The sequence below is a fragment of the Nocardioides ultimimeridianus genome (assembly GCF_054777895.1).
This window is the reverse complement of sequence record NZ_BAAHAB010000021.1, coordinates 321652-335459: the sequence shown is the minus strand read 5'-3', so window position 1 is coordinate 335459 and position 13808 is coordinate 321652. Positions and strand designations below refer to the sequence as shown.

Annotated in this window: 13 protein-coding genes; 7 read left to right on the top strand and 6 right to left on the bottom strand. The window is 71.1% G+C overall.

Going from position 1 to position 13808, the window contains the following annotated elements; genetic code table 11:
- Positions 1–8 precede the first annotated feature (8 nt).
- Both ACYU8V_RS19580 and ACYU8V_RS19575 read left to right on the top strand, forming a co-directional pair.
- Positions 9–749, top strand: coding sequence for a DUF4143 domain-containing protein (locus ACYU8V_RS19580; RefSeq protein WP_460849739.1), 741 nt, complete (start codon positions 9–11; stop codon positions 747–749).
- A 51-nt stretch (positions 750–800) separates the two neighbouring features.
- Positions 801–2261: a hypothetical protein gene (locus tag ACYU8V_RS19575; protein ID WP_460849738.1), complete on the top strand. Its 1461-nt coding sequence runs from the start codon at positions 801–803 to the stop codon at positions 2259–2261.
- Here ACYU8V_RS19575 and manA read toward each other — a convergent pair whose 3' ends face one another.
- Positions 2262–3443, bottom strand: coding sequence for a mannose-6-phosphate isomerase, class I (gene manA, locus ACYU8V_RS19570; RefSeq protein ID WP_460849736.1), 1182 nt, complete (start codon positions 3441–3443; stop codon positions 2262–2264). It lies immediately after the preceding gene.
- Between the two features lie 101 nt (positions 3444–3544).
- Between manA and ACYU8V_RS19565 the strand changes: the two genes are divergently transcribed.
- Positions 3545–4711 carry a nucleotide sugar dehydrogenase gene (locus ACYU8V_RS19565; protein WP_460849734.1) on the top strand — a complete coding sequence of 389 codons (1167 nt, stop codon included), beginning with the start codon at positions 3545–3547 and terminating at the stop codon, positions 4709–4711.
- A 215-nt stretch (positions 4712–4926) separates the two neighbouring features.
- Here the strand turns inward: ACYU8V_RS19565 and ACYU8V_RS19560 are convergent, their stop codons facing one another.
- Positions 4927–5931 (bottom strand): sulfite exporter TauE/SafE family protein, encoded by a 1005-nt coding sequence (locus tag ACYU8V_RS19560; RefSeq protein WP_460849730.1) that lies wholly within the window; start codon positions 5929–5931, stop codon positions 4927–4929.
- Positions 5931–7727 (bottom strand): adenylyl-sulfate kinase, encoded by a 1797-nt coding sequence (gene cysC, locus ACYU8V_RS19555; RefSeq protein WP_460849729.1) that lies wholly within the window; start codon positions 7725–7727, stop codon positions 5931–5933. Before cysC ends, ACYU8V_RS19560 begins: the two co-directional genes overlap by 1 nt.
- Positions 7728–7852: 125 nt before the next feature.
- Between cysC and ACYU8V_RS19550 the strand changes: the two genes are divergently transcribed.
- The 3 genes from ACYU8V_RS19550 (at position 7853) to ACYU8V_RS19540 (ending at position 9333) form a co-directional block, all read left to right on the top strand.
- Positions 7853–8311 carry a helix-turn-helix domain-containing protein gene (locus ACYU8V_RS19550; RefSeq protein ID WP_460849727.1) on the top strand — a complete coding sequence of 153 codons (459 nt, stop codon included), beginning with the start codon at positions 7853–7855 and terminating at the stop codon, positions 8309–8311.
- A gap of 5 nt (positions 8312–8316) precedes the next feature.
- Positions 8317–8943 (top strand): hypothetical protein, encoded by a 627-nt coding sequence (locus ACYU8V_RS19545; protein WP_460849726.1) that lies wholly within the window; start codon positions 8317–8319, stop codon positions 8941–8943.
- A gap of 72 nt (positions 8944–9015) precedes the next feature.
- A complete protein-coding gene (locus tag ACYU8V_RS19540) occupies positions 9016–9333 on the top strand; it encodes a DUF2516 family protein (RefSeq protein WP_460849725.1) in 318 nt (105 codons plus the stop codon).
- Positions 9334–9398: 65 nt separating this feature from the next.
- Here the strand turns inward: ACYU8V_RS19540 and ACYU8V_RS19535 are convergent, their stop codons facing one another.
- From ACYU8V_RS19535 to rfbB, 3 genes are all read right to left on the bottom strand, one after another.
- Positions 9399–10415 (bottom strand): hypothetical protein, encoded by a 1017-nt coding sequence (locus ACYU8V_RS19535; protein ID WP_460849723.1) that lies wholly within the window; start codon positions 10413–10415, stop codon positions 9399–9401.
- Positions 10416–10514: 99 nt separating this feature from the next.
- Positions 10515–11900: a sugar nucleotide-binding protein gene (locus ACYU8V_RS19530; RefSeq protein ID WP_460849720.1), complete on the bottom strand. Its 1386-nt coding sequence runs from the start codon at positions 11898–11900 to the stop codon at positions 10515–10517.
- The gene (rfbB, locus tag ACYU8V_RS19525; protein ID WP_460849719.1) at positions 11900–12898 is read right to left on the bottom strand and encodes a dTDP-glucose 4,6-dehydratase; all 999 of its coding nucleotides are present in this window, start codon (positions 12896–12898) and stop codon (positions 11900–11902) included. The genes ACYU8V_RS19530 and rfbB overlap by 1 nt, the downstream gene beginning before the upstream one ends.
- 19 nt (positions 12899–12917) lie before the next feature.
- Here rfbB and rfbA point away from each other — a divergent pair, with 19 nt between their 5' ends.
- A complete protein-coding gene (gene rfbA, locus ACYU8V_RS19520; protein WP_460849718.1) occupies positions 12918–13787 on the top strand; it encodes a glucose-1-phosphate thymidylyltransferase RfbA in 870 nt (289 codons plus the stop codon).
- The last annotated feature ends 21 nt before the right edge of the window (positions 13788–13808 follow it).

Sequence of the window (13808 nt, the reverse complement as noted above, 5' to 3'; positions counted from 1 at the left end):
TGGCGGCGATGTCGGACTTCCTCACCCTGCTCGCCTCCCGCGCCACCGTGCCGGGCGAGGTGCGCTCGACCTGGACCATCGCGGAGTACGTCGGTGCGCTGGCCGCCCGCCCGCCGCTGCCCGTCCTCGACGGCGTCGGACGGCTGGACCGCTCCCGGCTGCAGGCGCTGCTGCGGGCGCTGGCGCGCCCACCGGCGGCCGAGCTCAACCACGCACGGCTGGGTTCCGCGGCGGGGATCCCGGCGACCACGCTCCCGCCGTACGTCGCCACGCTGGAGCGCCTCGGACTGGTGCGGCTGATCCCGGGCACCCGCTCGCCGGTCGCCAAGCGGGCGATCGCCCGCCCGCGCGTCGTCTTCGCCGACGCGGCGCTCGCCCGCGAGCTGGGCGGCGCTGCCGCCCCCGACCTGCTGCAGATGGGCGGCCGTCCCCGGCTCGTGCCGCTGCTGTACGGCGTGGTGGCGGTCGCGCTGCAGGACCAGAGCCTGCGCATCACCCACCTGCGCGAGCGCAACGGCCTCAAGGTCGACCTGCTCGTGGAGCTCCCCGACGAGACGGTCTACGGCCTCGAGGTCCGGACCGCCGCCGGCGTACGACCGCACCAGTTCGCGGCGCTCGAGGCGCTCGCGACGCGGGCCGGGGAGCGGTTCCGCGGCGGGGTGGTGCTCAACACGGCGCCGGTCGGGCACGAGCACGGCCACCGGCTGTGGTCACTGCCGATCTCCTCGCTCTGGGAGGCCGAGGGCTAGCGTTCGGGTGAATCTCCTGACGGCCGGAGCCGACCTTCCTAGACTGCGCCGGTGGAGCCGAAGCGCAGACTTGCTGGATCAGCCTCGACGGTCGCCATCGTGGCGGCTGTGCTGCTGGCCCTCGTGGGTGGCTCAGCCTCGCCTGCCGCCGCCGACAGCGTGCACAAGGTGTGGCTGCACGACTTCTCCGCGATGGTCGTCGACGAGGCCCACGGCCGCGTCTTCATCAGCCAGGGTCGAGGCACGCGGCGCCTGGTCGTCACCGACCTACAGGGAAACAGGACGGCGGAGCTCAACATCGTCGGCGCCGAGGCGATGGTGCTGGCGCCCGACCACGCCAGTGTCTACGTCGCGTCGAATGCCACGGCGGCCCACCAGGGGCAGATCGTCCAGATCTCCACCGCTGATCTGTCGGTGCGTCGCTTCCGGATCGCCACGATCGCCGTCGGTGACGTCGATCCGGCCGGTGGCTGTCCGCGCGGGCTCGCTGTGCTGGATGGCTGGGTCTGGTTCACCGACCGGTGTCCGCCCCCGCAGAGCGGATCGTGGAGCGACAGCCAAGACGTCGGATCCCTGCGGGCCCTCGATCCGCGCACCGGCACGGTCACGGGTCAGCTCGCGCCAGACTGGCACTTGGCTCTTCGGGCGGATCCGAGCACCCATCGTCTCTACTCCGGTCTCGACTTCGCAGGCCCCCGCTCCGCGAACGGCTACGCGCTCACGGCGTACGACGCCACGGCTATCCCCAGCCCAAGCGTCGTGCAGCGGTGGAGGGTCGAGGTCCCGTCCGGGGGTGAGGGTTCCGGCTCCATGTCCGACTTCCGTCCGATCCTCGGAACCGGCGAGCTCGTGCTGAGCGAGGGGCAGTTGATCGACGGGGCGACCGGAGCCCTCGATGGATGGTTGTCCGGAGGGCGCATGAACCCGGGTGCGCTCTCGGTTGCGACGCGCGCCGACGGCGCGATCGCACTCGGTATCGGCGGTGACGACGGAGCGTGGTTCCCGTTGGAGACCTATCTTCCGATCTCACGCCTCCTCCAGCGCTCGTACGTCTTCAACATCAATCAGGACGCTCCCCCGATCCACGTCACGCCGTTCTGCTTCGGGAGCATGTCCTTCGGAGCGCGGAAGCTGTACGCGCTGCAGTACGTCTCAGGGCCGCCTGGTCCCGCATATCCGAGCCTGTTCCGCGTGATCAGCCCGCGTCCAGCGTCCGCGCTCCACGTGCGGATGCCGGTGGGGCCGTTCCACCGCGGACAGGTCATCCGGGTCAAGGTCCGCTTCTCCGGACCGTCATTGCCCGGCAGGAAGGTCCATCTGCAGGTGACCCGCATGAACCTGCAGACCTACGCCAGGCGGGAGAGCGACGTCAGGATCCGGCTCGGGCCCGCAGGTCGCGGATCAGTCGAGGTGACCATCACGTCGGACTTCACGAGCTTGTTCGCGTGGGTCGATGACCACACGGACACCGTCGCGGCGCCGGAGCGGCCCGTGATCGAGGTCCCGCGCTGATCAGACGAGGTCGGTCAGGACCCCGACGGCCTCGTCGCTGGGTCGGTAGGCCTGGGCGACCTCGCCGGTGCCGAAAAGGTGCAGGTCGCCGTCGGCCTCCCCGGCGTACGCGACGTCGCCGCGTTGCAGGCGCAGGGTGTCGCCGTCCCGGTTGGTGAGCGTGACCTCGCCGCCGGTGCACACGATCAGCCGGTCGCCGCGGGCCGGGAGCAGCACACCGTCGGGGTCGGCGGGGGAGCACTGGGTCAGCGAGAGCGCGAAGTCGCCCTGACCCGGGGAGAAGACGTCGGTCGAGAGCCCGAACAGCCGCGGGGTCACCCGCGCGACGCGGGACATGCCCTTGTCCAGGCAGCGCACCAGCTCGTCGGGCTGGACATGCTTGCTGGTCAGGCCGGCGCGGAGCACGTTGTCGGAGGCCACCATCACCTCCAGGCACATCCCGGACAGGTGCGCGTGGATGATCCCCGCCTCGAGGTACGCCGCCTCGCCCGGCTGCAGCGTGAGCCGGTTCAGCATCAGCGAGATCAGCACGCCCACGTCGCCGGGGAAGTGCTCGGAGATCTCGATGGCCGTCGCGTAGGCGCGCTTGACGTCGATGCCCTGGTCGAGCGCGCGGCGGCACTCCTCGACCACGGACGCCACGCCCTCCTTGCTCGGCGGCTGGTCGAGCAGTCGCTGCACGACCCGCACGATGCCGCGGAAGCCCGGATTGCGGCGCAGGTAGCCTGCCTGCGCCTGGACGACCGGCGAGGACAGCGGCGAGAGGACGCGCAGGATCTCGGCCGTCGGGCGGAAGCCCACGAGGGTGTCGAAGGTCGACAGGGCGTAGACCATCTCCGGCTTGGGCCGGGGGTCCTTGAAGACCCGCTGCGGCGCGTCCAGCGGTACGCCGGCGGCCTCCTCCTCGGCGTACCCCTGCTCGGCGCGGGAGGCCTGCGGGTGCACCTGGATCGACAGCGGCCGGGCCGCGGACAGGATCTTCATCATGAACGGCAGGTCGCCCGTGATCTCCGACAGCGGCCGTGGCCCGTCGGCGGTCAGCGCGCGGGCGGGCCCGAGCGGGTGGGTCCCCATCCACACCTCGGCGAGGGGCTCGTCACCGGCGGCGGCCCGGCGGAAGAACCGGATCCCGTCGGTCGTACCCCAGTCGTATCCCTGCGTTGCGCAGTCGAGGGCGAACATGTGGCCGGAGGCTACCGGACGGTACGGCTGTTCGTCGGACCGTCTGCCGGCGTACACCTCGAGGTGGCCGTGCCGTGCGTCTGCGTCGTCACCGTCGAACCATGAAGATCGCAGTGGTGGGACTCGGCTACGTCGGCCTCTCCAACGCCGTCATCCTCGCTCAGCACAACCACGTGTGGGCCGTCGACGTCGACGCCCGCCGGGTCGAGCTCGTGGCGAACGGCGAGTCGCCGATCGTCGACGCGGAGCTCGAGGAGTACCTCCGCTCACGACCGTTGGACCTCACCGCCACCCAGGACGCGCGGGCGGCGTACGAGGAGGCGGCGTACGTCGTCGTGGCGACGCCCACGAACTACGACCCCGCGACCAACTACTTCGACACCAGCTCGGTCGAGGCGGTGACGGCCGAGGCGCTGGCCGTGAACCCGCACGCCACGATCGTGATCAAGTCGACCGTGCCGGTCGGCTACACGAACAAGCTGCGCGACCAGCACCCCGGCGCCTCGATCGTCTTCAGCCCCGAGTTCCTGCGCGAGGGGCGGGCGCTGCACGACAACCTGTACCCCTCCCGCATCGTCGTCGGCTCCGACACCGAGCCCGGCCGGCTCTTCGCCAAGCTGCTCCAGCAGGGCACCGTCGACGGCACCGCCCCGGTGCTGTTCACCGGCTCCACCGAGGCGGAGGCGATCAAGCTGTTCTCCAACACCTACCTCGCGCTGCGGGTCGCCTACTTCAACGAGCTCGACACGTACGCCGCCACGCACGGCCTCTCGACCGCGCAGATCATCGAGGGCGTCGGCCTGGACCCGCGGATCGGCTCGCACTACAACAACCCGTCCTTCGGGTACGGCGGCTACTGCCTACCGAAGGACACCCTGCAGCTGCAGGCCAACTACCGCGACGTCCCGCAGAACCTGATCAGCGCGATCGTGGAGGCCAACACGACCCGCAAGGACTTCATCGCCGACGACGTGCTGCGGCGCGACCCGAAGGTGGTCGGCATCTACCGGCTCACCATGAAGGCCGGCTCGGACAACTTCCGGGAGTCCGCGGTCCAGGGCGTGATGAAGCGGATCAAGGCCCGGGGCGTCAAGGTGATCGTGCACGAGCCCGAGCTGCGCCAGCCGCGGTTCTTCAACTCCAAGGTCGTCAACGACCTGGAGAAGTTCAAGCAGAAGGCCGACGTGATCATCACGAACCGGCGTACCGACGCGCTGGCCGACGTCGCCGAGAAGGTCTACACCCGCGACATCCACGGCCGCGACTGACCGCCGTCGGGACCTTGGTCCCAGGAATGGCGGACCGAACGCATCCTGGAATCCGTCGGGTCGCAGGCGTTCAATGGTGGTGAGCCCTCCGGCTCACCGGCAGAAGGAGCCCGCGATGATCGTCATCGGCGCAATCGTGCTGTTCGCGCTGGCGACGGCGCTCCTCGCCGCGGTGTCGCGCGGTGCGACGCACGACGGGTGGCGCCTCGACGAGGTCAGCTCGCCGGCTCGCCTGCCCGTCGGTCGCCCGGCAGCTTCTCCAGCTCTGCCACGGTAGGCGCCCCCATCATCGGCAGCCCCTCGCTGCGCCGGATGACGCCCCAGATCAGCGGCACCAGGACGAGCATGGCGATGCCGACCAGGCCTACCAGGATCGGGTGGGTGGTGTGTGCGCCCAGCGGCTTCCAGCCCGACTTGTCGAGCAGCGCGACGCCCGACATGGTCAGCACCACGACGATCCCGCGACGCAGGTAGGACTGCGGCACCCTCGGGGCGATGCGGCTGCCGAGCATGGTGCCGGGCACCGAGCCGAGGATCAGCGGGAGCGTGATCGACCAGTCCAGGCCGTTGATGGCGATGTTGGAGATCGCGGCCGACAGCACCAGCGGGACGGCCTGCACCAGGTCGGTGCCGACCAGCTTCACCGCGGACAGGCCCGGGTAGAGCATCAGCAGCGCGATCATGATGACCGAGCCCGAGCCCACGCTGGTGATGCCGACGAGCAGGCCGCCGAGCGCGCCGACCAGGAAGGTCGGCAACGGGCGGATCCGCGGGTCGGGATCGCCGCCGTCGCCGCCGCGACGGACCCGGCGCAGGTTCAGGTACAGCCGCAGTGCGTACGTCGACGCGGCCAGCAGGAGCGCGAAGCCGATCGAGAGCTTGAGGGTGAAGTCGAGCTGATCCTCGTTGGTCGTGAAGTGGTGCACCAGCCACGGCCCGAGGAACGCCATCGGCACCGAGCCGGCGATCAGCCAGCCGGCCAGCTTGAAGTTCGGCGCACCCACCTTGGCGTGGACCAGCGCGCCGCCGGACTTGTAGATGGCGGCGGCGGTGAGGTCGGCGGTGACGATGGTGGCCGCCTCGCCGCCGCCGATGCCGAGGAAGATCAGCGCGGGCGTCATCAGGGCGCCGCCGCCCATGCCGGTGAGGCCGACGATGATGCCGACGAAGAACCCCGCGGCGACGATCGAGAGGGCGGTCCAGGTGAGGAGGTCGTGCATCAGAGGGCCTTTCCGGTGAGCCTGCTGAGGGCGATCTGCAGAAGACCGTCGATCTGGTCCGCGCAGTCGGAGGCGGCCTCGAGTCCGCGTCGGTAGGGGTCGGAGATGTCGTGGGTGGCGGTGGTCATGGCCCGGCTGTGGCCGATGGACGCGACCAGGTCGTGGCCGGTGAGGCCGGGGTCGATGCGCCCGAGGGACTCGGCGAACTGGCCGAGGGTGAAGACCTTGCGGAACGCGCCGGGCTGCTCGTCGAGCAGGAACTCGCGGTGGCTGGCCTCGGCGGTCAGGACGAGGTCGGCCTCGGCGAGGATCGCGGCGTCGATCCGGCGGCTGCGGAAGGCGTCGATGGCCGCGCGGTCGATCCCGCGGGTGCGCATCACGTTGGCCATCGTCCGGTCCGCGTGGGCGCTGTCGAAGCCATGCGTGCCGGCGCTGGTGAACCGCACCGCGGGGTCGTCGCCGACCATGGCCTGCGCCTTGAGCAGCATGTACGGCGACCGGCAGATGTTGGCGGTGCAGACGAACAGCACGTTCACCGGGCGGCCCGGGTTCGGGGCGAGCACCTCGACCGGCGCGGAGTCCTCGGGGAGCGCGAGGCCGAGGTCGAGGTAGCCGGCCCGGTGCAGCCCCTCGATCACGTCGTCGAGCGCGTCCTCGATGGTGCGTCCCGTGGTGTCGACGCGGACGTCGGCGTCCTCGGGCTCCTCGTACGGCGAGGAGATGCCGGTGAACTCCGGGATCTCGCCGGCACGCGCCTTGGCGTACAGGCCCTTGCGGTCGCGGCGCTCGCACTCCTCGAGCGGGGTCGCGACGTGCACCAGGAAGAACGCGCCACCCGCGTCCTCGACGTACCTGCGGACCTGCTGGCGGGTCTCGTCGAAGGGTGCGATCGGGCTGCAGACCGCGATGCCGCGGTGCCGGGCGATCTCGGCGGCCACCCAGCCGATGCGGCGGATGTTGGTCTCGCGGTCGGCCTTGGAGAAGGTCAGGCCCGCGGAGAGGTTGCGGCGTACGACGTCGCCGTCGAGGCTGGTGATGCTGCGCCCGCCCTGCTCCAGGATCCGGTCCATCAGGGCCCGCGCCAGGGTGGACTTGCCGCTGCCGGACAGGCCGGTGAAGAAGAGGACGAGCCCCTGCTCGCTGCGGTCCGGGTACTCCTCGGCCACGATGTCGGCGAGCTGCGGGAGGGGCTGGCCGCCCGGGTCGAGGTCGAGGACGGGGTCGTCGTCGGCGTAGTTCTCCACGACCAGGGTGCGCAGCTGCGGGTCGGACCGGCCGTGCGAGGCGAGGGGTACGGCGACCACGACCGCGTCGAGGCCCTCGACCGCGCGCAGCGTCGCACGCAGCAGACCGACCGGCGACATGGCGGGGGTGCCGGCGCCGACCAGGGCCAGCACGACCACCGGGCCGGCCTGCTGCACCTGGGCCAGCTGGCGGTCGCTCAGGACGTCGGCGACCGGGACGAACGTGCGCCCGGCGTACTGGTCGCGGACCTGGGCGGGGTTGAGGTAGAGCCGCCGGAACGGGCCGTACTGCGCGTGGGTCAGGGCGGTGACGGTCAGGCTGTGGTCGGCGGCGCGGGTGACCCGGGCGAGGGGGAGACCCTCGGGGTCGACCAGCTCCACGCTGCGGCCGGCGTCCAGGTCGGCGTCGGCCGCGGGCGGGAGGGTCAGCGTGATCGGGCTGCCGAACTCGTCGAACCCCTCGATCGGGGAGAACGCTCCACCGGTGAGCAGCTCGAGGTCGTCGAGCTCGCGCGGGGTGGGGCAGTGCTGCAGATCGGCCACGGGGAGCATCCTGCCAAACAAACCTGAATTACCCCTGTTTGGTCGGCGGATCTCGACACTCGGCCACTGTCGTGTGAGGGGCTTCACCCGGCCCCCGCTTGCTATTGCAAGCACCAGTTAGCAACAATGGGGTCATGGCAATAGGGAAGGTCGGGAAGACCGTCGAGTCACTGGGTGACTACCTCAAGGAGCAGCGCACCGGTGCGCGTCTGTCCTTGCGGCAGCTCGCCGACCTCGCGGGCGTCTCCAACCCCTACCTCAGCCAGATCGAGCGAGGGCTACGCAAGCCGTCCGCCGAGGTGCTCAACCAGATCGCCAAGGCGCTGCGGATCTCTGCGGAGCAGCTCTACGTCCGGGCCGGGATCCTCAACCCGGCAGACGGGGCGGGCGGTTCAGTCGAACTCGCCATCCTCGGCGACACCGGCCTCACCGAGCGACAGAAGCAGTCGCTGCTCGATGTATACGCGTCGTTCCTGGCGCTCAACGCCGCCGACGAGTCCGAGGGCTCACCCGAGCCCGAGGTGGCGACCGAAAGCGGGCAGGAGCACGCCGGTGCCCCGTCCGAGATCCACCCCAACACCATCGAAGGATGACAACAATGCCGAAGCTCGAGCTCCCGAAGATCGACATCAAGTCCATCGACCTGCCCAAGGTCGACCTCAAGTCCCTCGACCTGCCCAAGGTCGACTTCAAGTCCATCGACGTCCCGCCGGTCGTCGAGAAGCCCCTGTACGCCGGTGTCGGCGCCGCTGACCTCGCCTACGAGACCGCCAAGGGCTACGTGACCGAGGTCCAGGCCCAGGCCAAGACCCGCATCGCCGACGCGCAGAAGGCCGTCAAGGGCATCGAGGTGCCCCAGCCGAAGTCGCTGCAGGGCAAGGCCCAGGCCCGCCTCGCCGAGCTCCAGGCCGACGCCAAGAGCCGCTTCGCCGAGCTGCAGGCCGACGCCAAGGCCCTCCCGGCCAAGGTCCAGAGCACCGTCAAGACCGCCGTGGACGAGAACCGCGCCCAGGTCACCTCGACCTACGCCGACCTGGCCAAGCGTGGCGAGGCCGTCGTCGTGAAGTTCCGCTCGGGCGAGGCCCCGGCCGCGAAGAAGGCCACCCCGGCCAAGACCACCGCCAAGAAGGCCCCGGCCAAGAAGGCCCCGGCCAAGAAGGCTCCGGCCAAGAAGGCCGCCGCCAAGAAGGCTCCCGCGAAGAAGGCCCCGGCCGCCAAGGCCTGATCCTCCCCGCACCACCGAAGGCCCCCGGGATCTCCCGGGGGCCTTCGTGCTGCCTGGCCGTAGGATCGGGGCGTGGATTTCGTGCCGAGCGGCGACAACCTCCTGGTGTTCACCATCGAGGGCTGGGTCGGCGTGGGCGTCTTCGCCGTGCTGCTGATCATCAAGATCTTCGCCCTGGTCTGCTCGCTGCTCTACTCCAACGAGTCCTACCTGGCCGCCGACAAGCGCAACAAGGCGACCTGGAGCGCGTTCCTCGCCGTCGCCGTGGCCATCCAGCTGCTGCCGTTCAACGCGCCGGGGATGTCCCTGGTGCAGATGGGCCTGCTCGTCGCGGCGTGCGTGTTCCTCGCCGACGTACGCCCGGCGCTGTCGAGCCTGCGGCGCCGCTGATCCGTCCCCGGAGGCGTCAGAAGCGTCATCCGGCGCCTGATCGAGGCGCTTCCCACGACTCGGCGTCAGGTGGGCAGTCCCCAGGCGTCCAGGATCTCGTCCGCGGTGAACGGGCGGGCCCGGCCCTGCGGTGGATCGAGCGTCCAGCGGCGGTCGGAGGCGGGACGCCGGAGCGCCCGCCCGCGCGCCGCCGCCATGCGGTCGAGCTGCACCTGGGGGCCGTCGCCCGCGACCACCACGAATCCCTCGAGGCCGTGCTCCCGGAGTCGCTCCATCCGAGCGACGTCGCTGCGGTAGCGGTCGCGCGCACGGTGGAGAGCGCCGTTGTACTCCCCGAAGACACCGTGCACCGGATCCATCAGGTCCGGGCGGCCGATGAACCGGCCCTCCAGATCGAACACGTCGCGGTTGACCTGCGGCGCCGGCCAGCCCGCATCCAGCGTCCAGGTCATCCGCATCTCGACCTCGGGTGGGGAGACGGCGTGCTCGCTGGCGTGGGCCAGAGCGGTGCGGACGCGCCGGGACACAGGGCCGCGCCGGTCCAGCCACTCACCGAACCGTCGTAGCGACGTGACCGGGGCGGCGCAGGCCATGTCGATGGCGGCCACCATCGCCCGCAGCTGGTCGGTGGGTCCCTGGGCGTCGCGTCGGAGGAGCTCGGCGTACAGAGCGGCCGCGGGAGAGACCACCCGGACGCCCGCGACGATCCAGATTCCGGTGGCTGCAGCTCGTGAGGCCGTGCTGTCCGGGGTGTCGGCGAGGTGGTGGGATGAGACGAGCGGGACCGGGAGCACGGCGGCGCCGGCATGCGTGGTGCCGTCGAAGAAGGCCGCGCCCCACATCCGGAGCGCTGCCCAGCCGGTCACCGCACCATCGGCGGCGACCCGCCCGGCCTGCTCGACGATCCGCTGCTCCACGCGCGAACGATCGGTGCCCGCGGGGACGTAGAGGTTGTGGGCGACGCGCTCCCACCGGCCGCGACGAGCCTGGTGGCGGGTCGGGCCGGCCTGCCCGGCCGGGTCGATGGCCGCCGGCGCGACCAGGTCGCGTGGCGGTGTGCAGCGAGGGCGCCAGTCGTTCATGGCATCCGCCTGCCCGGTGGATCCGTGGGCCAACCACGCCGCTGCGGCGCCTGTGGAGAGTCGTCAGAAGCGCCGGCTCGAGCCCGCCGGAGGCGCCTCTCACGCCTCCGCGGGCAGGGCCGAGAGGTAGGCGGCGAGGGCGGTGTCGGCGTCGGTGCTGACGAAGCCGGTGGCGGCGAGCTTGGACAGGTCCAGGGCGGAATGGGCGGGACGGGGCGCGAGGGCCCGGCCGGCGGCGTACTGCTCGGTGGTGGTGGGGGTGACGTCCTCGGGGCTCCGGCCGGACAGCTCGAACACCCGTCGTGCGTACGCCGCCCACGACCGGACCTCGCCCGCGTTGGTGCAGTTGTAGGTGCCGTACGCCGCCGAGCCGTCGACCAGGTGGCGGATGGCGCGGGCGAGCTCGTCGGTGAACGTGAGACGGCCGAGCTGGTCGTCGACCACGGAGGGCGACACGCCGTCCATCGCGAGCCGCCGCATGGTGCGCACGAAGTTGGAGCCGTCGCCGATGACCCAGGACGTGCGCACGACGTAGTGCCGCGGCACGGTGGAGACGGCGATGTCGCCGGCGGCCTTGGACTGCCCGTAGACGCTCAGTGGCGAGAACGGCTCGTCCTCGCTGTGGAGCTCGACGGTGCCGTCGAAGACGTAGTCGCTGGACACGTGGACGAGCGTGAGCCCGTGCGCGATCGCGGCCCGAGCGAGATGGGCGGGGGCCGCGGCGTTCGCGGCCCAGCAGGCCGGGCGGCGCTCAGCGGTCTCCGCGGCGTCGACGGCGGTGGAGGCGGCGGCGTTCAGGACCAGGTCGTGGTCGCGCCACGGCCACGCCGCGACGGCGTCACCGTCGGTGACGTCGAGCTCGGCGAGGTCGACCAGGTCGGCCTCCGGGAACTCCGCCTGCAGGGCGCGGCCGAGCTGGCCGTGGGCGCCGACGATCAGGGTCCGCTTGGCCCGCATCGGGGTGACGTCGGCCAGGCGCGGGTTGGCACGGTCCTTCTCCGAGATGTCCGCGGCATCCAGCGGGATCACCCACGGGATGGCGACGGTCGGGTCGGCCAGGTCCAGCGCGGGATACGCGTGTCCCGGCTCGTAGTGGTCGTTGACCAGGTAGGAGTAGACGGTGCCGTCCTCGAGCGCCTGGTAGGAGTTGCCGACCCCGCGCGGCACGAAGACGGCGACCGACTCGTCGATCTCGGTCCAGTACGTCGCGCCGTACGAGGCGCCCTCCCGGAGGTCGACCCAGGCCGCGAACACGCGGCCGGTGGCGACCGAGACCAGCTTGTCCCACGGCTCGGCGTGGATGCCGCGGGTGGCGCCCCGGTGCGCGTTGAGGCTCATGTTGTTCTGCACCGGGCCGAAGTCGGGCAGGCCGAGGTCGACCATCTTGGCGCGCTGCCAGTTCTCCTTGAACCAGCCGCGGGAGTCGCGGTGGACGGGGAGACGCACGACGAGCAGGCCGGGGACGGGCGTCTCCTCGATCTCCATCACTGGCCCCGGGTGGCGTACTTCGCCTCGGTGGCCGCCTTGGCGGGGCGCCACCAGTCCGCGTGCGTCCGGTACCAGTCGATGGTGCGCTCGAGTCCGGCGTCGAAGTCGGCGTACCGCGGCCGCCAGCCGAGCTCGCGGCGCAGCTTGTCCGCGTCGATGGCGTAGCGGCGGTCGTGCCCGGCGCGGTCGGTGACCCACTCGATGTCGTCCTCGGGCCGCCCGAAGTGGCGCAGGACGGCGCGCACGACGTCGACGTTGGACCGCTCGCCGTCGGCACCGATCAGGTAGGTCTCCCCGATCCGGCCGCGCTCGAGGATCGCCAGCACTGCGGAGGAGTGGTCCTCGGTGTGGATCCAGTCGCGCACGTTGAGGCCGTCGCCGTAGATCCGCGGCCGGCGGCCGTCGATCACCTCGGTGATCTGGCGGGGGATGAACTTCTCGACGTGCTGCCAGGGCCCGTAGTTGTTGGAGCAGTTCGAGATCGTCGCGCGGACGCCGAAGGAGCGCACCCAGGCCCGGACCAGGTGGTCGGAGCCGGCCTTGGTGGCGGAGTACGGCGAGGAAGGCCGGTACGCCGTGTCCTCGGTGAACCGCTCGGGGTCGTCCAGGTCGAGGTCGCCGTACACCTCGTCGGTGGAGACGTGGTGGAAGCGCACGTCGTGGCGACGTACCGCCTCCAACAGCGTGAACGTGCCGACGATGTTGGTGTGGACGAACGGTGCCGGGTCGGCCAGCGAGTTGTCGTTGTGCGACTCGGCGGCGTAGTGGACCACGACGTCGTGCGCGGCCACGAGGCCGTCGACGAGCACGGCATCGGCGACATCGCCCTCGACCAGCCGGACCCGGTCGTCGGGCAGGCCCGCGATGGCGTCGGGGCTCGCGGCGTACGTCATCAGGTCGAGGACCGTCACCGCCGCGTCGGTGTGGCGGACGAGGTGGTGGACGAAATTGGAACCGATGAAACCGGCTCCGCCCGTGACCAGGATGCGTTCCACGTGCGGCAGTCTAGGGAGCATGCGCGGAATCATCCTGGCGGGCGGCACGGGCAGCCGGCTGCATCCGATCACCCACGCGATCAGCAAGCAGCTGATGCCCGTCTACGACAAGCCGATGATCTACTACCCGCTGTCGACCCTGATGCTGGCCGGGATCGACGACGTCCTGGTCATCACGACGCCGCACGACGCGGACCAGTTCCGCCGCTTGCTGGGCGACGGCTCGCAGCTCGGGGTGTCGCTGACCTACGCCGTGCAGCCGTCCCCGGACGGCCTGGCCCAGGCCTTCCTCATCGGCGAGGAGCACCTCGCCGGGGGTGCCGCCGGCCTGGTGCTGGGCGACAACATCTTCTACGGCACCGGCCTGGGCACCCAGCTGCGCCGCTTCGCGCAGCTCGACGGCGCGGCGGTGTTCGGCTACCGCGTGGCGGACCCGTCGGCGTACGGCGTGGTGGAGTTCGACGCCGCGGGCCAGGCGATCTCGCTGGAGGAGAAGCCCGCGAAGCCGCGCAGCCGTTACGCGATCCCGGGCCTGTACTTCTACGGCGACGACGTCGTGGAGAAGGCGCGGGCCCTGAAGCCGTCGGCGCGCGGCGAGCTGGAGATCACCGACCTCAACCGGCGCTACCTGGAGGAGGGCCGGCTGCAGGTCGAGGTCCTGCCCCGCGGCTCGGCCTGGCTCGACACCGGGACCTTCGACGACCTCAACGAGGCCGGCAACTACGTGCGCGCGCTGGAGAAGCGGCAGGGCATGAAGCTCGGCGCGCCCGAGGAGGTGGCCTGGCGGATGGGCTTCATCGACGACACACGGCTCGCCGAGCTCGCCGAGCCGCTGGTCAAGTCCGGGTACGGGCGCTACCTGCTGGACCTGCTGGAGCAGGGCCGTTGAGCGACCCTCGGTAGGGTCGCG

Bases quoted from the DNA above. Each gene is read 5' to 3' on its own strand.
- cysC (WP_460849729.1), bottom strand. From the start codon at position 7,727: ATGCTCCCCGTGGCCGATCTGCAGCACTGCCCCACCCCGCGCGAGCTC.
- ACYU8V_RS19565 (WP_460849734.1), top strand. From the start codon at position 3,545: ATGAAGATCGCAGTGGTGGGACTCGGCTACGTCGGCCTCTCCAACGCC.
- manA (WP_460849736.1), bottom strand. From the start codon at position 3,443: ATGTTCGCCCTCGACTGCGCAACGCAGGGATACGACTGGGGTACGACC.
- ACYU8V_RS19560 (WP_460849730.1), bottom strand. From the start codon at position 5,931: ATGCACGACCTCCTCACCTGGACCGCCCTCTCGATCGTCGCCGCGGGG.
- ACYU8V_RS19545 (WP_460849726.1), top strand. From the start codon at position 8,317: ATGCCGAAGCTCGAGCTCCCGAAGATCGACATCAAGTCCATCGACCTG.
- ACYU8V_RS19530 (WP_460849720.1), bottom strand. From the start codon at position 11,900: ATGGAGATCGAGGAGACGCCCGTCCCCGGCCTGCTCGTCGTGCGTCTC.
- ACYU8V_RS19535 (WP_460849723.1), bottom strand. From the start codon at position 10,415: ATGAACGACTGGCGCCCTCGCTGCACACCGCCACGCGACCTGGTCGCG.
- rfbA (WP_460849718.1), top strand. From the start codon at position 12,918: ATGCGCGGAATCATCCTGGCGGGCGGCACGGGCAGCCGGCTGCATCCG.
- ACYU8V_RS19550 (WP_460849727.1), top strand. From the start codon at position 7,853: ATGGCAATAGGGAAGGTCGGGAAGACCGTCGAGTCACTGGGTGACTAC.
- ACYU8V_RS19580 (WP_460849739.1), top strand. From the start codon at position 9: ATGTCGGACTTCCTCACCCTGCTCGCCTCCCGCGCCACCGTGCCGGGC.